This is a genomic window from Streptomyces yatensis (assembly GCF_018069625.1).
Classification (GTDB): Bacteria; Actinomycetota; Actinomycetes; order Streptomycetales; family Streptomycetaceae; genus Streptomyces; species Streptomyces yatensis.
The window spans coordinates 4,750,808-4,775,345 of the sequence record NZ_CP072941.1 but is presented as its reverse complement, the minus strand read 5'-3'; the positions used below and the strand labels follow the sequence as shown (position 1 = coordinate 4,775,345).

General features: G+C 68.3%; 16 protein-coding genes and 3 rRNA genes. 14 read left to right on the top strand and 5 right to left on the bottom strand.

Annotated elements, in window-relative coordinates; genetic code table 11:
- Both J8403_RS19790 and J8403_RS19785 read right to left on the bottom strand, forming a co-directional pair.
- Positions 1 to 2,184, bottom strand: coding sequence for a protein kinase domain-containing protein (locus J8403_RS19790; RefSeq protein WP_211124342.1), 2,184 nt, complete (start codon positions 2,182 to 2,184; stop codon positions 1 to 3).
- A gap of 383 nt (positions 2,185 to 2,567) precedes the next feature.
- Positions 2,568 to 5,048, bottom strand: a complete 2,481-nt coding sequence (locus J8403_RS19785; RefSeq protein ID WP_246585906.1) for a protein kinase domain-containing protein — start codon at positions 5,046 to 5,048, stop codon at positions 2,568 to 2,570.
- Positions 5,049 to 5,194: 146 nt separating this feature from the next.
- Between J8403_RS19785 and J8403_RS19780 the strand changes: the two genes are divergently transcribed.
- The gene (locus tag J8403_RS19780) at positions 5,195 to 5,548 is read left to right on the top strand and encodes an SH3 domain-containing protein (RefSeq protein WP_211124340.1); all 354 of its coding nucleotides are present in this window, start codon (positions 5,195 to 5,197) and stop codon (positions 5,546 to 5,548) included.
- 92 nt (positions 5,549 to 5,640) lie between these two features.
- On the opposite strand, the gene J8403_RS19775 is transcribed toward J8403_RS19780, so the two are convergent.
- Complete coding sequence (locus J8403_RS19775) at positions 5,641 to 7,173, bottom strand: SulP family inorganic anion transporter (protein WP_211124339.1); 1,533 nt, start codon at positions 7,171 to 7,173, stop codon at positions 5,641 to 5,643.
- A gap of 199 nt (positions 7,174 to 7,372) precedes the next feature.
- On the opposite strand from J8403_RS19775, the gene J8403_RS19770 reads away from it, so the two are divergent.
- Positions 7,373 to 7,711, top strand: coding sequence for a hypothetical protein (locus J8403_RS19770; protein ID WP_211124338.1), 339 nt, complete (start codon positions 7,373 to 7,375; stop codon positions 7,709 to 7,711).
- A 334-nt stretch (positions 7,712 to 8,045) separates the two neighbouring features.
- The gene (proC, locus tag J8403_RS19765) at positions 8,046 to 8,855 is read left to right on the top strand and encodes a pyrroline-5-carboxylate reductase (RefSeq protein ID WP_211124337.1); all 810 of its coding nucleotides are present in this window, start codon (positions 8,046 to 8,048) and stop codon (positions 8,853 to 8,855) included.
- Positions 8,856 to 8,984: 129 nt separating this feature from the next.
- On the opposite strand, the gene trpS is transcribed toward proC, so the two are convergent.
- Positions 8,985 to 10,004 (bottom strand): tryptophan--tRNA ligase, encoded by a 1,020-nt coding sequence (gene trpS / locus J8403_RS19760; protein WP_211124336.1) that lies wholly within the window; start codon positions 10,002 to 10,004, stop codon positions 8,985 to 8,987.
- A 733-nt stretch (positions 10,005 to 10,737) separates the two neighbouring features.
- Here trpS and J8403_RS19755 point away from each other — a divergent pair.
- From J8403_RS19755 to J8403_RS19705, 11 genes are all read left to right on the top strand, one after another.
- A 16S ribosomal RNA gene (locus J8403_RS19755) occupies positions 10,738 to 12,263 on the top strand.
- Positions 12,264 to 12,545: 282 nt separating this feature from the next.
- A 23S ribosomal RNA gene (locus J8403_RS19750) occupies positions 12,546 to 15,663 on the top strand.
- A gap of 100 nt (positions 15,664 to 15,763) precedes the next feature.
- Positions 15,764 to 15,880: ribosomal RNA gene (gene rrf / locus J8403_RS19745) — 5S ribosomal RNA — on the top strand.
- Together the 16S, 23S and 5S rRNA genes form the textbook arrangement of a ribosomal RNA operon.
- Before the next feature lie 76 nt (positions 15,881 to 15,956).
- A complete protein-coding gene (locus J8403_RS19740) occupies positions 15,957 to 16,613 on the top strand; it encodes an HAD family hydrolase (protein ID WP_211124335.1) in 657 nt (218 codons plus the stop codon).
- 24 nt (positions 16,614 to 16,637) lie between these two features.
- Positions 16,638 to 17,888: an MFS transporter gene (locus tag J8403_RS19735; protein WP_211124334.1), complete on the top strand. Its 1,251-nt coding sequence runs from the start codon at positions 16,638 to 16,640 to the stop codon at positions 17,886 to 17,888.
- Entirely contained in the window at positions 17,857 to 19,029 is a 1,173-nt protein-coding gene (locus J8403_RS19730; protein WP_211124333.1) for an acetoin utilization protein AcuC, read from the top strand. Before J8403_RS19735 ends, J8403_RS19730 begins: the two co-directional genes overlap by 32 nt.
- Before the next feature lie 202 nt (positions 19,030 to 19,231).
- A complete protein-coding gene (locus tag J8403_RS19725; protein WP_211124332.1) occupies positions 19,232 to 20,047 on the top strand; it encodes a phosphatase in 816 nt (271 codons plus the stop codon).
- Positions 20,048 to 20,178: 131 nt separating this feature from the next.
- A complete protein-coding gene (locus J8403_RS19720; protein WP_014053989.1) occupies positions 20,179 to 20,388 on the top strand; it encodes a helix-turn-helix domain-containing protein in 210 nt (69 codons plus the stop codon).
- Between the two features lie 128 nt (positions 20,389 to 20,516).
- Complete coding sequence (locus J8403_RS19715; protein ID WP_003948845.1) at positions 20,517 to 20,615, top strand: 30S ribosomal protein bS22; 99 nt, start codon at positions 20,517 to 20,519, stop codon at positions 20,613 to 20,615.
- Between the two features lie 210 nt (positions 20,616 to 20,825).
- Positions 20,826 to 21,869 carry an NAD-dependent epimerase/dehydratase family protein gene (locus J8403_RS19710; protein WP_211124331.1) on the top strand — a complete coding sequence of 348 codons (1,044 nt, stop codon included), beginning with the start codon at positions 20,826 to 20,828 and terminating at the stop codon, positions 21,867 to 21,869.
- 14 nt (positions 21,870 to 21,883) lie between these two features.
- Entirely contained in the window at positions 21,884 to 22,930 is a 1,047-nt protein-coding gene (locus J8403_RS19705) for a lysophospholipid acyltransferase family protein (RefSeq protein ID WP_211124330.1), read from the top strand.
- A gap of 229 nt (positions 22,931 to 23,159) precedes the next feature.
- Here J8403_RS19705 and J8403_RS19700 read toward each other — a convergent pair whose 3' ends face one another.
- Positions 23,160 to 24,398 (bottom strand): DUF5667 domain-containing protein, encoded by a 1,239-nt coding sequence (locus J8403_RS19700; RefSeq protein ID WP_211124329.1) that lies wholly within the window; start codon positions 24,396 to 24,398, stop codon positions 23,160 to 23,162.
- Positions 24,399 to 24,538: the final 140 nt, after the last annotated feature.

Genomic DNA, 24,538 nt, shown 5'->3' with positions numbered 1-24,538 from the left:
TCAGCCGCCTCGGCTGACGCGGCTGACGTCGGTCCCGGCCGCCTCCACGGTGTCGTATCCATAGACCGTGGTGAGGGCGTCACCGCTGAGCGTCAGCTCGGCGGGGACGCCACCGGGGTCCGTACGCGCCTTGCCCCGCCACAGCACCCGGCCGTCTCCGCGGTCCAGCGCGACCACCCGGCCCGCGGCGGTGGCCAGATACAGGGCGTTCCGGCGCCCGGACACCACCGGTGAGCCCAGCCACTCCACCTCCGTCGGCTCGCTCCACAGCCGCTTCCCGGCCGTGGTGACGGCGGTGACCTCGCCGTTCTGCCGGACGAAGTAGAGCGTGTCGCCCACCAGGGTGGGCCTGGTCTGCTGGGCGGAGAGCCCGTGGGGCAGCTTCACCCGGCGCGCCGGTCCGCCGTCCGGGGAGAGGAACAGCAGATCGGTGTAGTCGAAGCGGTCGTGGTCGCCCTGCTCCAGATAGAGGAGGTGGCCCGAGCGCTCGGCCAGGGATACGCCCGCATCCGGCGTGCCGATCTGCCGGGGCGCCCCCGTGGTGGGGGAGAGGGCGTAGAGCCGGCTCGGAGTGTCCGCGTCGGCGCGGTCCTCCATCGGTCTGCAGTCGGCGAGGGGGCGTCCGGCCACCACATCGGGGGAGCAGGTCAGCCCGCGGCCGACCCGGCGCGACCAGAGCGTGGCGCCGGTGCGCGCGTCCACGGCCTGGAAGGTCTCCTCGTCCCAGCTCTGGGTGAGCACGGCGGGGTGGCGGCCCCGCCGGAACACCGCGCCCTGGTCCGCGCCGCCGATATCGGTCTTCCAGACCCGCTCACCGTCGCCGGTGCGGTAGCCCTCCAGCCGGGCCGTTCCGTCCGAGAGCCCGACGGTGCCCAGGACGAGGCCGTCGACCACACCGATCAGCGCGTCCGGCTTCGTCGGCCGGTGCCAGATCACGCGCCCCCGGGCGTCCAGCCGGGTGAGCGCGACCCCGGAACCGCCGCAGTACAGCTCGGCGCCCGAGGCGAGACAGCGGCGGCCGCTCAGCCCGTTGACCGTCTGCGGAGTCCCTTCGAGGCGCGTTACGACATCGTCGTCGCCGGGCTCGGTGAGCGTGCGCTGCCAGGGGCGCCATCCGGATGGGAGCGCGGCGTTCCGCGATGAGCCGGTGGCGGGGCGGGCGTCCGGCCGGTCGCCGGATCCGGGCCCGGCCTTGAGGACGACGACCGCTCCCGCGACCGCGGCGACCAGGCCCGCGACGGCTCCGGCGGCCACCAGGGCGCGGCGGCGCGGGAGGCGGGTGCGGCGGGGCGCGCGGCCGACCTCCGTGGGCACGGCGGCGCCCTCGGAACCGACGGCACCTGTGCCGCGATCGTCCGTATCGTCCTCGTCGGCGTCCTCGTCGGGCAGCGCCCGCAGCCGCTCCAGCAGCTCGTCAAGCCCGGGACGTGCGGATGGCTCCTTGCTGAGGCAGTCCGCGACCGCGTCGCGCAACGGCCCGGTCACCGCGTCCAGTTCCGGCGGCTTGTGCACCACGTGATAGGCGGTCATATACGGGCTGTCCGCGTCGAACGGGCTCTGGCCGGTCGCCGCGAACACCACCACCGTGGCCAGCGAGAACACATCGGACTCCGGTCCGACCTCCCGCGGATCGCGCAGCTGCTCCGGGGACATGAACGGGGGCGTGCCCATGACCCGGCCCGTCATGGTCAGGGTCTGGTGGTCCGCCGCCCGGGAGATGCCGAAGTCGATGACGCGGGGGCCCTCTTCGGACAGCACGATGTTGGCCGGTTTCAGATCCCGGTGCACCACGCCCGCCCGATGGATGTCCCGCAACGCCTCCACCAGCCCGATCGCCAGCCGCCGCAGCTCGGCACCGCGCAGCGGACCGTCCGCCGCGACCCGCTCGGCGAGGGTGCGGCCGGGGACGTACGAGGTGGCCATCCACGGGAGGACGGCGTGGGGGTCGGCGTCCACGACGGCCGCGGTGAACGCACCGCTGACCCGCCGGGCGGCCGCGACCTCCTGCCGGAACCGCACCCGGAACTCATCGTCGTCGGCGAACTGCTGATGCACCACCTTCAGCGCCAGCCGCCGCCCCGACTGCGACTGGGCCAGATACACGGTGCCCATCCCACCGCGGCCGAGCCGCCGTTCGAGTGCGTAGCCTCCGATGGACTCCGGGTCCCCGGCGCGCAGTGCCATTCCTGATCTTCCCCCCAACGACCCACGATCCGCCGATCAACGTAATCCAGCCCCTACGAGCAAAGACCAGCCCTACGAGCAGATCCCAGCCCCTCCGGGCACATTCCAGCCCCGGGTGTTTGAGGGGCGGGGCCCAGGGGCGGGCCCTGGCAATGTGATCCAGCCGCCCCGGCGTTTGAGGAGCGCATTCCAGCCCTTCCGGGCACCTTCCAGCCCCTCCGGCGTGTAGGAGCCGGGTCCAGGGCCGGAGCCCCTGCCAACGTGATCCAGCCCCTCCGGCGTTTGAGGAGCCGGGTCCAGGGCCGGAGCCCCTGGTAGCGGGAAGGGGCGGGTAGGGGAAAGCATCGCCACGCGGCTCCACCACGCGACCCGCCGAACAACCCTCACCACCCAGCCGGATCCCGCCCATCCACCGCGAACACCGTCCCGTCCGAGCCCGTCGCGAACACCTTGCCCCCCGCCACCACCGGCGCAGGCATCAGATCCAGAAACCCACGACCGGCCGCGCCCCCACGCGAGCGGCGCGTCTCGCCGATCACCTCACCCCGCTCCGCGTCCACGGCCAGCAACCGCCCGTCCGCCGCCGAGAAGTACAGCCGCCCGTCCGCCGCCACCAGCGGCGACGCGTTGGCCACCGAGGTCTCCAAACGCCACAGCCGCGCATCCGCCCCCGCCCGCACCCGAGCGCCCGCCCGCGCCGCACCGCCCTCGCGCCCGGTGTCGACGGCCACCAACCCACCGTCCGCGCCCAGCACATACACCCGGTCGCCGCTGCTGACGGCACTGGTCGCGGAGACCGGCGCGGACAGCGCGACCCGCCGCGCCGTACGCCGCTCGGGGTCGTAGCGGACGACGGCGGTGGTACGGGTCCGGGTGTCCGTCTCGGTCAGCAGCAGCACACCGCCGGGCCCGCTCCCGGCCGGCGTGAGGTTGCCGCTGAGCGAGGCGTGCCAGCGCGTGTCGCCGCGCACCGTGTCCACCGCCGTGACCCGCGTGTGCGCGCCATCGTCCGCGGTGGTCACGGCGTAGGCCGTGCGGCCGTCGCCGTACGAGAAGAAGGCGGGCCGGGCGTGGCCCGGCAGCCGATGGCTCCAACGCTCCTTGTTCGTCCCGCCGTTCACCGCCGTGACCGTGCCGTCCGGCGCGGCCAGCAGCACGGTGTCGCCCGAGGCGTAGACCCCGCCGTCGTAACGGGACACCTCGCGGCTCCAGCGGACGTCGTGGGTCGTGGGGTCGAGCGCCCGCAGCCGCCCGCCGTCCGAGGACACCGTCTGCACCAGACCGCCGGAGAACACGGGAGCGGAGATCGCCTCGCCGTCGCCCGGGCTCCCCGCCGCGGACGGCCGCGACCAGACCACCCGGCCGTCGTCCGGATCGACCCGGGCGGCCTCGATACCGCGCCGAGCGCAGTACAGCGCGCCCGCTCCGTACGAGCAGAACGCGGGCCGTACCCCCGAGCCCGCCGCCTTTCCGACATCGAGCCCCGTGGTCCAGGGGCGCCACGCCTCCGCGGTCGCCGCGCTGTTCCGCGGCTGCTGCCCGCCGGACGCGTCCGCGCCGCCGAACGGGCGCAGCGCGACGACCGTGCCCGCGCCCAGCAGCACGAGGGCCGCGAGCCCGGACAGGGCCCACCGCCGAATCCCCCGACGCCGCGCCACCGACCGGACGGCCACGGACTCGCCCGCCACGGACCCATCTGCCCCGGGCCCACCCACCACGAACCCATCCGTCCCGGACCCACCCGCCACCGGCCCGCCCGCCACCGGCCCACCCGCCGCCGGCCCGCTCGTCACCGACTCGGGCCCGCCCAGCCCCGACCCGGCCTCGTCCCCCACCCGCTCCGGCTCGCCCTGCACGCCCTTCACGGGCCGGGGCGCGGGCTCGGCGCCCGCCTTCACATGCGTATCCGTGGCGCCGCCGACCTGCTCACCGGCACCGCCGACCTGCTCACCACGCCCACCCGGCAGGGAGTGCGGCTCCGGCGTCCGCTGCTGCGGCACCAGCGGGACGGGGCCGCGCGGCGTCGGCGGATGGGGGCCGCGGACGGCGCGCAGGACCGTCATCAGGGCGTCGGGCGTGGGGCGGTCCTCGGGGTTCTTGGCCAGACACCGCTGGATCAGCGGCAGCAACTCATCCGGCACCCCCGCCAGATCCGCCTCGTCGTGCACCACCTGGTACGCCACGATGTACGGGCTCTCGGACTCGAACGGCCCCCGCCCGGTGGACGCGTGCACCAGCAGCGAGCCCAGCGCGAACACATCCGCCGCCGGGCCCACCGCACGCGGCCGCTGGAACTGCTCCGGCGCCATGAACGGCGGAGTGCCGATCAACTGCCCCGTCTCGGTGCGCAGTTCGCTGTCGGACGGCCGCGAGATGCCGAAGTCGATGACCTTCGGGCCGTCCGCCGCGAGCAGCACATTGCTCGGCTTGAGATCGCGGTGCACCACGCCCACCCGATGGATGTCCCGCAGCGCCTCCGCGAGCCCCGCGGCCAGTTGCACCGTCTCGTCCGGCGGCAACGGGCCGCTCCGCTTGACGTGTTCGGCGATGGTCGGGCCGGGGATGTAGAGGGTGGCCATCCAGGGCCTGGGCCCCTCCGGGTCGGCGTCCACCACGGGCGCCGTGAACGCGCCGCTGACCCGCCGGGCGGCCGCCACCTCCTGCCGGAACCGCGCCCGGAACTCGGGGTCTTCGGCATACTCGGCATGGACGACCTTCACCGCGAGACGCCGTCCCGAGGGTGAGCGGGCCAGATGGACCACGCCCATGCCACCCGCTCCGAGGCGTGCCTCGAGCCGGTACTGCCCGGCGTATTCCGGATCCTCCGCTTCCGCGCCCGTCCCGGCTCTGTGCACCGGCGGCATGCCCCACCCCCGTGAATTCGGCCGCATTCGCGACTCGGCGAGCCTAGTCGATGACACGTGCGAGCCTTGTTAGCCTCCGCATGTCGTGTCACTTCGCACGACATGTGCACAACTTCGGAAAGAAGTTCAACGGGGGAGGGGCCGTCATGGCCATTGAAGAGACCGCCGAAACCGTCGCCACCAGCGACGCCGCAAACGCCACCCACGCCGCAATCGCCACCGAAGCCGCAGACGTGGAGACCACCGCCGGAGCGATCACCTATCCGACCGCGCCCGGCTACCAGGTGAACGTCCGCAGCGGGCCCGGCACCAACCACAGAGTCGTCAAGGTGCTGCCGTACAACACCCGGGTCCCCATCCGCTGCCAGCGGCACGGCGAGAAGGTGTCCGGACCGTATGGCACCACGGACATCTGGGACAGCATCGCCCCGGGCCAGTATGTGTCCGACGCGTATGTGCGGACCGGCAGCGACGGCTTCGTCACCGTGCCCTGCGGCTGATCCCCCGTCCGGAGCGCAGCCGGCCCCCGGAGCCGCGAGGGCGGCGCCGGGGGCCAGGTGACGGAAGGGGGGCGCGCCCCCCGAGCGGGCCGTTACGCCGGGACCCGCTCCTCGACGGCGGCGTCCCGCTTGACCACCGCGTTGTGCCGCTCGGTCCAGGTGGCCAGCGCCATCTCACAGGCGTGGTCCACATGGCGCAGCCCGGTCAGGTCGAGCTCGACCTCCCGCTCACGGGGCAGCCCCTCCAGCTCGTCCAGCAGCTTGGGCAGCCGCAGGAAGGTCGCGTTGCCGCGCACCCGGACGTGCAGGGGCTTGTCGTCGGCACCGTCGCCGTCCTCGCGCCCGCTGACCTCGACATGCACATGCGAGGTTTCCCAGGCCGTCTTGGCCACGGCCATCAGCAGACCGATGATCACGCCCTCGAACATATTGGTGATCACGATCGCGCCGGCGGTGACGATCAGGATGATCGCCTCACCGCGGTGGGCCCGCCACAGCGGCACCAGGTCCTTGGTCGGGATCAGCTTCCAGCCCGAGTACACCAGCACACCGGCGAGCGTCGCCACCGGGATGATGCCCAGGGCCGACGGGAAGAGCACCGCGAAGATCAGCAGCCACACACCGTGCAGCACCCGTGACGCCTTCGTCTTGGCGCCGGCCTGCACATTGGCCGCGCTCCGCACGATCACCGCGGTCATCGGCAGGGCGCCGAGGACACCGCACACCGCGTTGCCCGCGCCCTGCGCCATGAGCTCCTTGTCGTAGTTGGTGCGCGGACCGTCGTGCAGCCGGTCCACGGCCGCGGCGCTGAACAGGCTCTCGGCCGAGGCGATCAGCGTGAAGGCGAGCACGGTGCCGATGACGCCCACCTCGGCGAGCGCCTGGAACTCACTGCCGCCGGGCGGCTGGATGGCGTCCAGCAGACCCTTGACCTCGACCCGCGCGATCGGCAGGTCGAAGATCACGGTCGAGGCCGTGGCGAGCGCGACGGCCGCCAGCGGCGCGGGCAGCACCTTGGCGCCCTTGCGGAAACGCGGCCACAGCACCAGGACGGCGATGGTGCTGACGCCCACGGCGACCGCCTTCAGGGCGTCGCCGGAACCGGCCACGTCCCCGATGAGCTCCGGAATGCCGAAGATCTTGTCGAGCCCGCTGGTCGGCGCCTTGGCGTCGGCGAGCGCGTACAGCTGTCCGGCGATCAGCACCAGGCCGATGCCCGCGAGCATGCCCTGCACCACGGCGACGGAGATCGCCCGGAACCAGCGGCCGAGGCCGAACGCGCCCATGGCCAGCTGCAGCAGTCCGGAGATCAGGACGAGGACGCCGAGTGCGGCGACGCCGTATTGCTCCACGGCCTCGTACACCAGCACGGTCAGACCGGCGGCGGGGCCGGAGACCTGCAGGCTGCTGCCCGGCAGGAAACCGGTGACCAGCCCGCCGACGATGCCGGTGATCAGGCCGAGCTCGGCCGGAACACCCGAGGCCACCGCCACCCCCACGCACAGGGGCACGGCGACGAGGAAGACGACGAGAGAAGCGGTGAAGTCGGCGCGGAATGTTCCGGCGCCCGATGAGCCTGAGGTGCCTCCGGCACCACGGAAACGGTCAAGGAGAGAGTTTCGCATGAGGGTTGCCTCCAGTGCGCCCCGTCACCGGCTCATGGGCAGGCGGGGGCACGGCATAGCGCTACGTCAGTGGGATCGATGGAATCGGTCGCTGGCGGTTGAGATCGCTTGCTGCGAGAAGCGTGAAAAGCGCGGAAATGGTGCGAGACGAACCGCCGGGCTACGGCGGTGTAGCTCTCAGCAGCGGAAGATCTGGAGGATGACGGGCAGTTCGCCCGATCTCGACACCGGAACGGCTTGGCGTCCGGTGACCGATGTGGAGATGGCGGTACGCGGCACCGGAACACCGGTGTCGCAACCGCACACACATCCGTATTTGCCGCTCGGTGTGGGAGCGGTCAGCGGGGCTCGTCCGCGAAGCCCCTTGCAGTCTTCCGTTCCGTGGTCGCCGTGCGCGGAGACCCATGATTCCGTGGTCGGCCGCGGATCGGCTGAAGCGGTGACGCTGCTCGTCTCGGGATGGATGACCTGCGCGGACGCGCAATCAGCCGCGATGAAGAGGGCAAGCAACACGGCTACCGCCGTTACCAGTGCGTGAGCGGTATGCCGAATGCTCCTCACCATCGCCCCCTTCCCGTACGTATAGACACCGACCCCTATTGTGTCCATGAGACCGTGACCATTTGCAAGTCGATATGTAACCGACTTGTGAACTCGGAGTCATCGAACGGGACTGCTCGGTTCCGGGCGCCCCCATAGGCGCGGGCGCAAAGCGGCCTCCTGGTCACGCCGGATGGCGCGAAAATTTTAATTCATCGAACGACGAATAAGTAATTCATAAGAGCCGTGCGGAATAGGCCACCCGTGGGAAGATGGCCGAGAACACACACGCAGCACAGCACGACCCGCTCAGGTATGAGGAGAGCCGCACTATGACGGAGAAGGTCGCCGTGCTCGGCACGGGAAAGATTGGCGAAGCCCTTCTCAGCGGAATGATCCGAGGTGGCTGGTCGCCGTCCGACCTCCTGGTCACGGCCCGCCGCCCCGAGCGCGCCGAGGAGCTCCGCTCGCGCCACGGCGTCGAGGCCGTCTCCAACGCCGAGGCCGCCAAGTCCGCCGACACCCTCATCCTCACCGTCAAGCCGCAGGACATGGGTGCCCTGCTCGATGAGCTCGCCCCCCACGTCCCCGCCGACCGGCTGGTGATCTCCGGCGCCGCCGGCATCCCCACCTCCTTCTTCGAGGCGCGCCTGGCCGCCGGCACCCCGGTCGTCCGCGTGATGACCAACACCCCGGCACTGGTCGACGAGGCCATGTCCGTCATCTCGGCGGGCAGCCACGCCACCGAGGAGCACCTCGCCCACACCGAGGCGATCTTCGGCGGCGTCGGCAAGACGATGCGCGTCCCCGAGTCCCAGCAGGACGCCGCGACCGCCCTCTCCGGCTCCGGCCCGGCCTACTTCTACTTCCTCGTCGAGGCCATGACCGACGCGGGCATCCTGCTGGGCCTGCCCCGCGACAAGGCCCATGACCTGATCGTCCAGGCGGCCATCGGCGCCGCGGTGATGCTGCGCGACAGCGATCAGCACCCGGTCAAGCTCCGGGAGGCCGTGACCTCCCCGGCGGGCACCACGATCAACGCCATCCGCGAGCTCGAGAGCCACGGTGTGCGCGCCGCGCTGATCGCCGCGCTGGAGGCGGCCCGCGACCGCAGCCGCGAGCTCGCCTCCGGCAACGGCTGACACCGACCGGCCGACCGACCGGCCGGGCGCCCGGCCCTCTGATCAGGCGACCGGCGCCCCGCCGCTTCGGCCGAGCGGGAGCCGAGGTGCCGGGGGCCGCTTCAGCCGACCGGGCCCCCGCCGCTTCGGTCAGGCGGACGGCAGCAGTCCGACCGCCGCGTACGCCCCGTCCACCCGGGGCCGGGCCAGCCCGCGCGCCCGCTCGGCCCCGGCCCGCAGCACCCCGTCCATATAAGAGGGGTCGGCGCACAGCTCCGCGTGCCGGGCCTGAAGCGGCCGCAGCACCTCCAGCACCGCCTCCGCCGTGGCACCCTTCAGCGCTCCGTACGAGCTGAACTCCTCGGCCAGCACCTCCGGCTTTCCATCGGTGCACGAGGCCAGCACATCCAGCAGATTGGCCACCCCCGGCTGCTCCGTCCGGTCGTACCGCACCTCGGTCCCGCTGTCCGTGACGGCCCGCATGATCTTCTTCCGCACCACGTCCGGCTCATCGAGCAGATAGACGATGCCCGCCGTCTCCGCATGCGACTTCCCCATCTTCGAGGTGGGGTCCTGCAGATCCATCACCCGCGCCGAGACCCGCGGCCGAGTGGCCCGGGGCACGGTGAAGACCGGTCCGTACCGCTGGTTGAAGCGCTGCGCCAGATCCCGGGCCAGCTCGACATGTTGCGTCTGGTCCTCGCCGACGGGCACCTCATGCGTGCCATAGGCGAGGATGTCGGCCGCCATCAGCGCCGGATAGGTGAGCAGCGACAGCCGTACGCTCCGCCCTCTCGTCTGTTCCCGCGCGGCCTTCTCCTTGTACTGGATCATCCGCCGCATCTCGCCGTCGGTGGCCGTGCACTCCATGAGATAGGACAGCCGCGCGTGTTCATCCACCTGGCTCTGGACGAACAGCGTGCACTGCTCGGGGTCGAGCCCCGAGGCCAGCAGCAGCGTGGCGGCCTGCCGGGTGAGCCGCCGCACCCGCGCCGGGTCGTGCTCCACCGTGAGCGCGTGCAGATCGACGACGCAGAACAGCGCGTCGGCACGGTGCTGGTCCTCCTGAACCCACCGGCGTACGGCCCCGAGGTAGTTGCCGAGGGTCAGATGCCCACTCGGTTTGATCCCACTGAAGATCCGACGCCGTGCCGTCTTCGTCTCCGTCATCTCTCTGCCATCTCCCGCTGTGTCGGGACCGCCGACCCGGCCGGCCGGGCTTCGCGGGGGAGGAGATACGCGAACGGCCGCCGGAGCGGCGGCCGTGGTTGCGCATGTGTGGATAGAGGCGGCCGCCGTCAGGCGGCCCACCACCGTGGGTGCACACATGCGCTCGTCATGCCCTAGACGGTACGCCCTGACGGCGTGTCCGGCCATGAGTTTGATGGTCCTCGGGGCGTCGTGTACTGTTCACCGGGTTGCCACGGAGCCCTGCGGGGAAACGCGGCAGCCACTCGAGCCGCACCGGCGGCAAACCACTTCTGCACGGCCCCTCAACGGGATGGATTTCGGCATGCCGGAATTCGGATCGGGAAGCTCGATTATGAGCATCCGGGGGAATCCGCTAAAGTGGTGATCACGCCGGAAGGCGCGAAAGACCCCGCTCCAGCAGGGGGCCGGAAACGGAATTCGGACCGGAAACGGAACGGAAAACGGATCTGGTAAGGTTGGAAACACCGAAGGGAAGCGCCCGGAGAAACCGGTGAAACGGTTTCGAAGGAAGCGTCCGTTCCTTGAGAACTCAACAGCGTGCCAAAAGTCAACGCCAGATATGTTGATAACCCCGTCCATCTCGGACGAGGTTCCTTTGGAAAATACACAGCGAGGACGCTGTGAGCGGACTGGATTATTCCTCCGGTCTGCTCCGCTCTCGTGACTGTGTGACCGGGATATCCCGGAAGCATTCACGGAGAGTTTGATCCTGGCTCAGGACGAACGCTGGCGGCGTGCTTAACACATGCAAGTCGAACGATGAACCGGTTTCGGCCGGGGATTAGTGGCGAACGGGTGAGTAACACGTGGGCAATCTGCCCTGCACTCTGGGACAAGCCCTGGAAACGGGGTCTAATACCGGATATGACACGCTCCCGCATGGGATGCGTGTGGAAAGCTCCGGCGGTGCAGGATGAGCCCGCGGCCTATCAGCTTGTTGGTGGGGTGATGGCCTACCAAGGCGACGACGGGTAGCCGGCCTGAGAGGGCGACCGGCCACACTGGGACTGAGACACGGCCCAGACTCCTACGGGAGGCAGCAGTGGGGAATATTGCACAATGGGCGAAAGCCTGATGCAGCGACGCCGCGTGAGGGATGACGGCCTTCGGGTTGTAAACCTCTTTCAGCAGGGAAGAAGCGAGAGTGACGGTACCTGCAGAAGAAGCGCCGGCTAACTACGTGCCAGCAGCCGCGGTAATACGTAGGGCGCAAGCGTTGTCCGGAATTATTGGGCGTAAAGAGCTCGTAGGCGGCTTGTCGCGTCGGATGTGAAAGCCCGGGGCTTAACTCCGGGTCTGCATTCGATACGGGCAGGCTAGAGTTCGGTAGGGGAGATCGGAATTCCTGGTGTAGCGGTGAAATGCGCAGATATCAGGAGGAACACCGGTGGCGAAGGCGGATCTCTGGGCCGATACTGACGCTGAGGAGCGAAAGCGTGGGGAGCGAACAGGATTAGATACCCTGGTAGTCCACGCCGTAAACGTTGGGAACTAGGTGTGGGCGACATTCCACGTCGTCCGCGCCGCAGCTAACGCATTAAGTTCCCCGCCTGGGGAGTACGGCCGCAAGGCTAAAACTCAAAGGAATTGACGGGGGCCCGCACAAGCGGCGGAGCATGTGGCTTAATTCGACGCAACGCGAAGAACCTTACCAAGGCTTGACATACACCGGAAACATCCAGAGATGGGTGCCCCTTGTGGTCGGTGTACAGGTGGTGCATGGCTGTCGTCAGCTCGTGTCGTGAGATGTTGGGTTAAGTCCCGCAACGAGCGCAACCCTTGTTCTGTGTTGCCAGCATGCCTTTCGGGGTGATGGGGACTCACAGGAGACTGCCGGGGTCAACTCGGAGGAAGGTGGGGACGACGTCAAGTCATCATGCCCCTTATGTCTTGGGCTGCACACGTGCTACAATGGCCGGTACAATGAGCTGCGAAGCCGTGAGGTGGAGCGAATCTCAAAAAGCCGGTCTCAGTTCGGATTGGGGTCTGCAACTCGACCCCATGAAGTCGGAGTCGCTAGTAATCGCAGATCAGCATTGCTGCGGTGAATACGTTCCCGGGCCTTGTACACACCGCCCGTCACGTCACGAAAGTCGGTAACACCCGAAGCCGGTGGCCCAACCCTTGTGGGGGGAGCCGTCGAAGGTGGGACTGGCGATTGGGACGAAGTCGTAACAAGGTAGCCGTACCGGAAGGTGCGGCTGGATCACCTCCTTTCTAAGGAGCGCATAGCCGACTGCGAGCGCATGTCTCGCACGGTTTGCTCATGGGTGGAACGTTGACTATTCGGCATCGTCTGGATGCTCTTCTCTGTCAGTACTGCTTCGGCGTGGAACACAGAGCGAGTAGAGAGATGATGCCGGGCACGCTGTTGGGTGTCTGAGGGCACGGGCTATGACGCTCGTCCCTTCGACCGGTCCCGGTGAACCACATCAATGGGTGTGGGTGACGGGGTACGGGTCGTTGTTTGAGAACTGCACAGTGGACGCGAGCATCTGTGGCCAAGTTTTTAAGGGCGCACGGTGGATGCCTTGGCACCAGGAACCGATGAAGGACGTGGGAGGCCGCGATAGGCCCCGGGGAGCTGTCAACCGAGCTTTGATCCGGGGGTGTCCGAATGGGGAAACCCGGCAGTCGTCATGGGCTGTCACCCATACCTGAACACATAGGGTATGTGGAGGGAACGCGGGGAAGTGAAACATCTCAGTACCCGCAGGAAGAGAAAACAACCGTGATTCCGGGAGTAGTGGCGAGCGAAACTGGATGAGGCTAAACCGTATGTGTGTGATACCCGGCAGGGGTTGCGCATACGGGGTTGTGGGAGTGCTCTTGATCGGTCTGCCGGCCGGTCGGTGAGTCAGAAATTGTTGATGTAGGCGAAGGGCATGCGAAAGGCCCGGCGTAGAGGGTAAGACCCCCGTAGCCGAAATGTCAGCAACTTGCTTGAGTATTTCCCAAGTAGCACGGGGCCCGAGAAATCCCGTGTGAATCTGGCGGGACCACCCGCTAAGCCTAAATATTCCCTGGTGACCGATAGCGGATAGTACCGTGAGGGAATGGTGAAAAGTACCGCGGGAGCGGAGTGAAATAGTACCTGAAACCGTGTGCCTACAAGCCGTGGGAGCGTCGGACATCAGCTTGCTGGTGTCTCGTGACTGCGTGCCTTTTGAAGAATGAGCCTGCGAGTTTGCGGTGTGTTGCGAGGTTAACCCGTGTGGGGAAGCCGTAGCGAAAGCGAGTCCGAATAGGGCGTTTTAGTAGCGCGCTCAAGACCCGAAGCGGAGTGATCTAGCCATGGGCAGGTTGAAGCGGAGGTAAGACTTCGTGGAGGACCGAACCCACCAGGGTTGAAAACCTGGGGGATGACCTGTGGTTAGGGGTGAAAGGCCAATCAAACTCCGTGATAGCTGGTTCTCCCCGAAATGCATTTAGGTGCAGCGTCGTGTGTTTCTTGCCGGAGGTAGAGCACTGGATAGGCGATGGGCCCTACCGGGTTACTGACCTTAGCCAAACTCCGAATGCCGGTAAGTGAGAGCGCGGCAGTGAGACTGTGGGGGATAAGCTCCATGGTCGAGAGGGAAACAGCCCAGAGCATCGACTAAGGCCCCTAAGCGTACGCTAAGTGGGAAAGGATGTGGAGTCGCAGAGACAACCAGGAGGTTGGCTTAGAAGCAGCCATCCTTGAAAGAGTGCGTAATAGCTCACTGGTCAAGTGATTCCGCGCCGACAATGTAGCGGGGCTCAAGCGTACCGCCGAAGTCGTGTCATTGCAGCATGAGGTCCAACGACCGCTGTGATGGGTAGGGGAGCGTCGTGTGCCGGGTGAAGCAGCCGTGTAAGCGAGTTGTGGATGGTTCACGAGTGAGAATGCAGGCATGAGTAGCGATACACACGTGGGAAACGTGTGCGCCGATTGACTAAGGGTTCCTGGGTCAAGCTGATCTGCCCAGGGTAAGTCGGGACCTAAGGCGAGGCCGACAGGCGTAGTCGATGGACAACCGGTTGATATTCCGGTACCCGCTTTGAAGCGCCAACGTCGAACCAGGCGATGCTAAGTCCGTGAAGCCGCCCCGGAGCCTTCGGGCAAAGGGGAGTGGTGGAGCCGACGGACCAGACCTGTAGTAGGTGAGTGATGGGGTGACGCAGGAAGGTAGTCCAGCCCGGGCGGTGGTTGTCCCGGGGTAAGGGTGTAGCTCGAGGGGTAGGTAAATCCGTCCCTCATGTGGGTGAGACCTGATGCCGAGCCGATTGTGGTGAAGTGGATGATCCTATGCTGTCGAGAAAAGCCTCTAGCGAGTTTCATGGCGGCCCGTACCCTAAACCGACTCAGGTGGTCAGGTAGAGAATACCGAGGCGTTCGGGTGAACTATGGTTAAGGAACTCGGCAAAATGCCCCCGTAACTTCGGGAGAAGGGGGCCATTGCTGGTGATCACCCTTGCGGTGTGAGCCGGTGGTGGCCGCAGAGACCAGCGAGAAGCGACTGTTTACTAAAAACACAGGTCCGTGCGAAGCCGTAAGGCGATGTATACGGACTGACGCCTGCCCGGTGCTGGAACGTTAAGGGGACCGGTTAGTCACATTTCGGTGTGGCGAAGCTGAGAACTTAAGCGCCAGTAAACGGCGGTGGTAACTATAACCATCCTAAGGTAGCGAAATTCCTTGTCGGGTAAGTTCCGACCTGCACGAATGGCGTAACGACTTCTCGACTGTCTCAACCATAGGCCCGGTGAAATTGCACTACGAGTAAAGATGCTCGTTTCGCGCAGCAGGACGGAAAGACCCCGGGACCTTTACTATAGCTTGATATTGGTGTTCGGTTCGGCTTGTGTAGGATAGGTGGGAGACTGTGAACCCTGGACGCCAGTTCAGGGGGAGTCATTGTTGAAATACCACTCTGGTCGTGCTGGATGTCTAACCTGGGTCCGTGATCCGGATCAGGGACAGTGTCTGGTGGGTAGTTTAACTGGGGCGGTTGCCTCCTAAAGAGTAACGGAGGCGCCCAAAGGTTCCCTCAGCCTGGTTGGCAATCAGGTGTTGAGTGTAAGTGCACAAGGGAGCTTGACTGTGAGACCGACGGGTCGAGCAGGGACGAAAGTCGGGACTAGTGATCCGGCGGTGGCTTGTGGAAGCGCCGTCGCTCAACGGATAAAAGGTACCCCGGGGATAACAGGCTGATCTTCCCCAAGAGTCCATATCGACGGGATGGTTTGGCACCTCGATGTCGGCTCGTCGCATCCTGGGGCTGGAGTCGGTCCCAAGGGTTGGGCTGTTCGCCCATTAAAGCGGTACGCGAGCTGGGTTTAGAACGTCGTGAGACAGTTCGGTCCCTATCCGCTGTGCGCGTAGGAGTCTTGAGAAGGGCTGTCCCTAGTACGAGAGGACCGGGACGGACGAACCTCTGGTGTGCCAGTTGTTCTGCCAAGAGCATGGCTGGTTGGCTACGTTCGGGAGGGATAACCGCTGAAAGCATCTAAGCGGGAAGCCTGCTTCGAGATGAGGACTCCCACCCACTTGATGGGTTAAGGCTCCCAGTAGACGACTGGGTTGATAGGCCAGATATGGAAGCCGGGTAACCGGTGGAGTTGACTGGTACTAATAGGCCGAGGGCTTGTCCTCAGGTGCTCGCGTCCACTGTGTTGGTTCTGAAGCAACGAACCGTATTGAACCCCCCTTTGTTGTTTCTTTGGGGTGTGGTTCCGGTTCAACTTCATAGTGTTTCGGTGGTCATAGCGTTAGGGAAACGCCCGGTTACATTTCGAACCCGGAAGCTAAGCCTTTCAGCGCCGATGGTACTGCAGGGGGGACCCTGTGGGAGAGTAGGACACCGCCGAACAATTTTTAAGAAAAGCCCGGTTGAGAGCTTCGGCTCTCAACCGGGCTTTTCTCATTTCAGTTTGTAGGCTGGCCGCATGCGCTATGACCTGGTGATCTTCGACAACGATGGAGTGCTCGTCGACAGCGAGCCCATCTCCAATCGGCATCTCGCCGCCTACCTCACCGAGTTGGGCCACCCCACCAGCTACGAGGACTCCATACGCGACTACATGGGCTCCGCCATGCATCGCATCCATGAGCTGGTCTTCGAGCGCTCGGGCCGACGGCTGCCGCCGGACTTCGACACCACCTTCCACGCCCGGGTCTTCGACGCCTTCCGCCAGGAGCTGCAGCCGGTGGCCGGGGTGTCCGAGGTGCTGGAGAAGCTGCGGGCCGACGGGGTGCCGTACTGCGTCGCCTCCTCCGGCAGCCATGAGCGCATCCGCGTCGCCCTCCGTACGACCGGGCTGTACGACCTCTTCGGTGAGGACCGCATCTTCAGCTCCGAGGACGTGGGCCGGGGCAAGCCCGCCCCGGATCTGTTTCTGCACGCGGCCGAGCGGATGGGGGTGGCGCCCGAGCGCTGTGCCGTCGTCGAGGACAGCCCGCTCGGGGTCCAGGCCGCCGTGGCCGCCGGGATGGATGTGTACGGCTACACGGCCATGACACCCGCCGCCAAGCTCGCCGCGGCCCGGGACCGTTTCGTCCACATGGCCGAACTGCGAGGGTTGCTCACCTCTACCCACAAGTAGTCCGGGGCCGTACGCTCCACGCCCATGACGGATTCGCGTCCGAGCCGCCGGCTTCGGCAGGGCCGGGCCTCATTGGCCATCAGTTTCTTCGTCCAGGGCGCGATCTTCGCTCTGCTGGTGACGCGCATACCCGCGCTGCAGGATCGGTACGGGATATCCGACGGGCTGTTGCCCCTCTTCCTGGCCGCCGTACCGATCCTCGCCGGTGTGGGCAGCGTCGGCACCGAGCATCTCGTCAAGCGGATGCGCCCGGGGCTCGTCCTCCGCATGGTGCAGCCCATCGTCTCCGTCGCCCTGCTGGCCGCCGGATCGGGTACGACGGTGTGGCAGCTCGCGGCGGCCCTGGCGGTGTTCGGGCTGACGGTCGGGGCGCTCGACGCGTCGATGAACATGCTCGGGGTGAGCCTGCAGCGTGCGTACGGCCGCAGCATCATGCTCGGCTTCCACGGCGCGTACAGCCTGGGCGGGATCGCCGGGGCCTCGCTCGCCTGGGTGGGCGCGCACTGGGACCTGCCGCTGCCCACGCTCTACGCGCCGCTGGTGGCCACCCTGGTGCCCGTCGCCCTGATCGCCAGCCGCTGGTACGTGGACCGCCAGGCCGACCACCACATGAGCCACGAAGCCGACCACCACGTGGGCCACGAAGCCGACCACCGAGCCGACGACCACGCCGCCGCCGTGAGCATGCGGGCGCTGCTGCCGCTCTGTCTCGTCATGGCCTTCGCCTATATCGGGGACTCCACCGTCTCCAACTGGAGCGCCAAGTATCTGGAGGACGTGCTGCACAGCTCCGAGCAGCTGGCCACGGTCCCGTACAACGTCTATATGGTCACCACGCTCCTCGGCCGCTCCTTCGGCGACTTCGGGGTGCGCCGCTTCGGCGCGGTGGCCGTGGTCCGGGCCGGGGCGCTGCTCGCGGGCGTCGGTTTCGCGGTGGTCGCGGCGGCGCCCGGCCCATGGGTGGGGATGGGCGGGTTCACGCTGCTGGGGCTGGGGCTGTGCGTACTGGTGCCGCAGACCTTCGCCGCCGCGGGGCGGCTCTTCCCCGGGGCGTCCGACGCAGCCGTCGCCCGCCTCAATATCTTCAACTACGTGGGCTTCCTCATCGGCTCACCGCTCGTCGGCGCGCTGGGCGGTGCGTGGAACTATCGGGCAGCGATGCTGGTGCCGATGGCGCTCGTGCTGGTGACGATCCGGTACGCGAGGTCGTTCACCCCTGTACCAGCCGGATACGGTGACGGGCATGAGCGGCCGCGCACAGTTGATGTGGGATGAGGAAGTAACCGGATACGACTTCGGCGCCGGGCACCCGATGGACCCGGTGCGGCTGGCACTGACCATGCGGTTGGTGCAGGCGTACGGGCTGGATCGGGCGGTCCACGTGGTGGCCGCCAAGCCGGCCGGGGAGTCGACGCTGCGCCTGGTGCACGGGCAGGAGTACATCGAGGCGGTACGGCGCGCCTCGGCCGCCCCGGAGTCGGCGGACGGTTCGTACGGCCTGGGGACGATCGACGATCCGGCTTTCGCGGGGATGCACGAGGCGTCCGCGCTGATCGCGGGGCAGTCGGTCGGCGCGGCCGAGGACGTCTGGCGGGGGGAGGCGCTGCACGCGGTGAACTTCGCGGGCGGGCTGCACCATGCGATGCCCCGGGGCGCGTCCGGGTTCTGCATCTACAACGACGCGGCGCTGGCGGTCGCGCGGCTCCTGGAGCTGGGTGCGGAGCGGGTCGCGTATGTGGATGTGGACGTCCATCACGGGGACGGGGTCCAGGCGGCGTTCTGGGACGATCCGCGGGTGCTGACGATCTCGCTGCACGAGCACCCCCGGACCCTGTTCCCGCAGACCGGCTGGCCGGAGGAGGCGGGCGGGGACGGCGCCGAGGGCTCGGCGGTCAATGTGGCGCTGCCGGCCGGGACCTCGGACGAGGGATGGCTGCGGGCCTTTCACGCGGTGGTGCCGGAGCTGCTGGCGGCGTTCCGTCCGCAGGCGCTGGTGACCCAGCATGGGGCGGACACCCATGTCGAGGACCCCCTCGCACACTTGGCGGTGACGGTCGACGCACAGCGGGCGGTCGCCGAGAGCTGTCACCGGCTGGCGCATGAGCATGCGGACGGGCGCTGGGTCGCGCTCGGGGGCGGCGGCTATGCGGTGGTGGACGTGGTGCCGCGGTCCTGGACGCATCTGGTCGCGATCGCGGCGGGACGGCCGGTCGAGGCCACCACGGCGGTGCCGGAGGAGTGGCGGCAGGAGGTGTACCGGCGGACCCGGATGGACGCGCCGCGGCGGATGACGGACGGGCGGGAGCCGAGCTGGCGGGAGTTCGCCGAGTCCGGGTACGACCCCGCGGACCGGCTGGACCAGGCGATCCTGGCGACGCGCCGGTCGGTCTTCCCGCACCACGGGCTGCTTCCGTGAGCATCGCGGGCCGCTTCCGTGAGCACCGCGGGCTGCTTCCGTGAGCACCGCGGGCCGATTCCGTGAAACGCCCCGCGAAAAGCCTCCGCACGCCCAGCGGGAACGCGCGGACGAGGGGCTGACCAAACGGGCATTACGCCAACCGTGGGGTCTGCCGGCATAACCGGGCGGCCGGCGGGGTGCGTCCGTCAGCATCGGTGACGTGTTGAGTACCGCCGCGCTGCGCGCGCATCTGCTGGCGGCGCGGCTCGCCGGACCCGTGGCGACGAGCCGGGAGGAGAGCCTCCGCCGCTATCGGCTCTTCGCCGCCCGGGACCCCCGGGTGCTGCTCGGTCTGGAGCCCGAATACGACTGGTCCTTTACGGAATTGCTCAGCCTGATGGGCGCCAAATGTGGGGTTTCGGTCGACCCGGCCAATGTTTCGGGGCCGGATGTGATCGATCCAGAGCTGACGATCGCCGCGCTGCACGCCTTCGCGGACCGGCTGCGCGTCGCCGCCCGGGACCGGCTCCCCGTGCTCCTCGGCACCGGCCATCCCCACCGTCTCCTCGGGTTCTACGCCGCGTTGGCGTCGGCGCTCTCGGCGGCGGGCTGCCGTGTCCTCACTCCCGCGCACGGTAGATGTATCGACATAACGACGCGGTTCGGCGTACGTACCCACCGGCTCGCCTACGTACGAGGTATTGCGATGGTGCAGGCGCCCGGCGCTCGCCCGACCCTGAGTGAGCCGGGCGCCCACAGCCATTCGCCGCTCCCGGTTCGGGTCGCGCTGGGCTCTGCCGCGGAGTCCGGCGGCCCGCTGCCGGGGCTGGTCATCGGGGACCACGGATGGGTCTGCGGTGCAGGTCAGCTGGGCTTTGAGGCCATTGGTCTCGGGGATACGGACGACCCCGCGCTGTTCGTCGGTGAGGCCGAGGGACGGGTGTCCGTCGCCGTTCCGCTTGATGACGCTGTGCGGTCCGGTTACTACCGGCCGCTTACTCGCTATGTACTCAATCGAGCGTGTCTGTCACAGTAGGCGTCCGATCGCTACTCCTCTTCCCCACTTGCATCACCCGCCCCTAACCTGGGGTGGAGCGCGCATGCGACAAGGAGTCACCGGAGGGGAAGCCGGTGCCCGACATGTGCGGAAGGTTCAGGTGTTGTGTCATGGCTGCTGGCGAACGGCCTCTGAACGAGGTTCAGTTTCTGACCGTGGCGGAAGTCGCCTCGGTGATGCGAGTGTCCAAGATGACCGTGTACCGCTTGGTGCACAGCGGTCATCTGCCGGCGATCCGGGTGGGCAGGTCTTTCCGGGTCCCAGAGCAAGCGGTTCATGAATACCTCCGCGAATCGTATGTGGGGGTGGAGTCCGCCTAGGCGCTTTCCGGGCCCGGGGAGGACCCTCGGATTACGTGGTTCGCTCGGCGGCGGGTAGGCTGGCCCGATGTAGGTCGTGTGGGCTCGGACGCCCCGCACCGAGTGAATCGAAGTGAGCGAGGGTAGTCGTGGGCTCTGTTATCAAGAAGCGGCGCAAGCGGATGGCGAAGAAGAAGCACCGCAAGCTGCTCAAGCGCACGCGCGTCCAGCGTCGTAACAAGAAGTAAGCAAGCGACGCTGTGTTCGTCCCGCAGCCCTTCCACCACCGGTGGAAGGGCTGCGGTGCGTGTGTGGCACGGATCTGCGCCACTGCGGCCCCGCCGGCCCCGGCTTAAAACGCGCAGCGCGCGGCGAGTGGTCATCACAGCGCAACATCGAGCGGTTACGGTGTTCGGCACAGCCCAGCTCGGACGAGGGTGGGAAGGAAGGCGCTGATCTTGGGAAAGGTCGTGCTCGTCACCGGGGTCGCTCGCCGGCTGGGAGGCCGTTTCGTCCGGCGCATACAGCGCGAACCCGATGTGGAGCGGGTGATCGGCGTGGACGCCGTCCCGCCCGAACACCACCTCGGCGGCGCCGACTTCGTCCGAGCCGATATCCGTCATCCCACGATCGGGAAACTGCTCGCCGAATACGGCGTCCACACGGTCGTCCACATGGATATCAACGGGACTCCGCTGGGGGCGCGCGGCAATCGCGCCTCGATCAAGGAGACCAATGTCATCGGCACCATGCAGCTGCTCGGCGCCTGCCAGAAGGCCCCGTCGGTGCAGCGGCTGGTGGTGAAGTCCAGCACCAATGTGTACGGCTCCGCGCCCCGCGACCCCGCCGTCTTCAGCGAGACCACCCCGCCCAAATCCCTGCCGAGCGGCGGCTTCGCCAAGGACACCGTCGAGGTCGAGGGATATGTCCGCGGTTTCGCCCGGCGCCGCCCCGATGTCGCGGTGTGCGTGCTGCGCTTCGCCAACATCCTGGGGCCCTGCGCGGACTCACCGCTCGCCGAGTACTTCGCGCTGCCCGTGCTGCCCACCGTCATCGGCTATGACCCGCGGCTGCAGTTCGTCCATGAGAAGGACGCCATCGAGGTGCTGCGGATCGGGGCCTCCGAGCCGCGCCGGTCCACGCTCAACAGCGGCACGTTCAACATCGCCGGAGACGGGGTGCTGCTGCTCTCCCAGGCCGCCCGGCGACTCGGCCGCCCCACCATGCCGCTGCTGCTGCCCACCCTGCGATGGGCCCGCACCGCGCTGCGGTCCCTCGGCATCACCGACTTCTCGCCCGAGCAGATCCGGCTGCTCACCCACGGCCGGGTGGTGGCCACCAACCAGATGCGCGAGACCCTGGGATTCGAACCCGAGCACACCACCGCCGGTGCCCTCGCGGACTACGCGCACAGCCGTGGTCCCGGGCTGCTCCCGCCCGAGACCCTCGCCCGTACCATCGATCGGCTCGCCGCGCTGCTGCCCGCCGGCGCCCAGACGTGAGGAGCGCAACCACCATGGCGGACGCCAAGGTCATTCCGTTCGGTGAGGAGCCCCGGTCTTCCCGGAGGAAGGTCCCTCGGCTGGGGCGCGGCGGTCGCTCCCAGGGCTCGCTCAAGCCCGTACCGCAGCAGCGCGACGAGGCGCTCGAACAGCGCCCCCAGACGGCGGCCGCGGCCGTGCCGCCCCTGCCGCCCGACCCGCCCAAGCAGGCCCCGGGCAGCGGCGACTGGGAGCGCAAACTCGCCCACGGGCTGAGCTTTCTGCGCCGCCGGATCACCGGGGACTACGAGGTCGACGACTTCGGCTACGACCACGATCTGACCGAGCAGGTCCTGATGTCCCTGCTCCGCCCGCTGTACGAGAAGTACTTCCGGGTCGAGGTGAAGGGGATCGAGAACATCCCCGACAGCGGCGGTGCGCTCGTCGTCGCCAACCACTCCGGGGTGCTGCCGCTGGACGGGCTGATGCTCCAGGTCGCGGTGCACGACAACCACCCGGCCAAGCGCCATCTTCGGCTGCTCGCGGCCGACCTCGTCTTCGTGCTGCCGGTCGTCAACGAGCTGGCGCGCAAGGCGGGTCACACCCTCGCCTGCTCCGAGGACGCCCAGCTGCTGCTGGAGCGCGGCGAGGTGGTCGGGGTGATGCCGGAGGGCTTCAAGGGGATCGGCAAGCCGTTCTCGGAGCGGTACAAGCTGCAGCGCTTCGGGCGGGGCGGCTTCGTCTCGACCGCGCTGCGCGCGGGGGCGCCGATCGTGCCGTGCTCGATCGTGGGCGCGGAGGAGATCTACCCGATGGTGGGGAACGCGAAGACGCTGGCCCGGCTGCTCGGCCTGCCGTACTTCCCGGTCACGCCGACCTTCCCGCTGCTGGGGCCGCTGGGCGCGGTGCCGCTGCCGACGAAGTGGACGATCCAGTTCGGCGAGCCCATCCCCACCGACGGGCATCCGCCGGAGGCGGCGGACGACCCGATGCTGATGTTCAACCTGACGGACCAGGTACGAGAAACGATCCAGCACACGCTCTACAAGTTGCTGGTGCAGCGGCGGTCGGTGTTCTTCTGAGGCTTGCCCCTGCGGGCGGCGTGATGTGGGCGCGGCCGCGTGGTCCGACGGACGGAGTCCGGCGGAGTCGGCCGAAGCTGGGGAGGCCCGCCAGGGCCGAGCCATGTGAGGGCGGCCGGGAGAGGGGCCAAGTTGCTGGTGCGGCGGCGGTCGGTGTTCTTCTGAGGCGTGGCGTGGTCTGAGGGCGGGTGGTGGGCGGTAGCGCACACCACCCGCCCTCAGGACGTCGTCACCTCGTGTCGTCGCCGTCGATGCTCAGGCCCGGCAGCAGGTCCGGCAGCAGCGGGGGGATGGTGATGTCCGGCTGGGACGACGTCTTGCCGCCCGGGTCGCCCTTGCCCGTGGACGGGCTGGGGGTCGCGCCGCCGAGCGGCGGGTCCAGCAGGTCCCCGGCGCCGCCCACCAGACCGCCGCTCTGGTCGTGGGCGCTTGACGAGGACGACGGGTGCGGGCGGGCGGTGGTCTCGCCGGTGCGGCTGCCGCTCGGGGTGGCCGAGGTGGACGCCGGACGGTCGCCGGGGGCCACCCCGTCGGCGCGCTCGGGCGCGTGCCCGGTCTGGCCGGACGGGCCCTCCTGCTCCTTCTTCGTGGGCAGCAACGCCCGCAGCGGGCCGACCTCTTGGTCTATGGCGTCGAAGACCGAGCTCACGTCGTCGCCGACGTCCATCAGCTGCACCGGGAGCTGCTCGCGCAGTCGGCTCCAGCCGCCACGGTGGGCCTGGGAGAAGGACGACAGCTGCTGGATCGGGCCGAGCGAGCCGTCGCGCTCGTAGACCTGGTGCAGCAGCCGGTGGCCCTCGGAGGCGTCATGGCGCATCCCGGCCAGGGCCCGGCGGATCTCGCCCAGCGAGTCATGGTCCAGATCGCCGGTGCGGGTGCGCTCCATCAGCCGGCGCGCCTCGCTCATCCGCGTCGACGCCTGGTCCAGATAGATCCGGCCCCGGTCGGCGTCGCCGTCCGCCATCTCCAGCTTGAGGTCCTCCATGCCGCGCTTGAACCCGTAGAGGGTGTCGCCCGGCAGTGCGTCCGAGCTGGCGGCGGCGACGCCGCCGAAGGCACCCGCCGCGACGCCGACGGTGAGCCCCCCGGCCGCGAGCCCCTTGGACCAGCGGGAACGGGGGCGCAGTCTCGCCACCGGGGGTTTGGCACGGTGGGCGCCGCCGGTGCGGCGGCGCTGCTCGGGCACGCGTGGCGCGCCCTCGGCGAAGGCCGCCTCCATGGCGGCGAGCAACTGCGCCCGCTGCGTCACCCGGACCTCCGGGTCCAATGTCGGTGCCGGCAGCTCGCCCAGCCCGCTCGCCAGGGCCAGCAACCGTCTCCGCTCGGCGCTCTCCGCCGATGGGGAACCTGGCTGTTGCTGCGGCGCATTGTCCTGGGCGGCCTGGTGGTTGCTCTCCAGGGCCTCCAGGGCCTCCAAGGCCTTGGCGAAGGCGTTCGCCCGCCGGTGTGCCGATACGTTCGCGATCACAGGCGGCACCTCCTCTCGTCGTGACGGTCGACTCCCCAGGACACCCGAGGGTTCCGTGCCATGCGCGCGTCCACCCGATCGAGTGAGTGGACTACGGGCAGGGTACGACCACGAGGCGCCTGCATCCCCCACAACGAGCG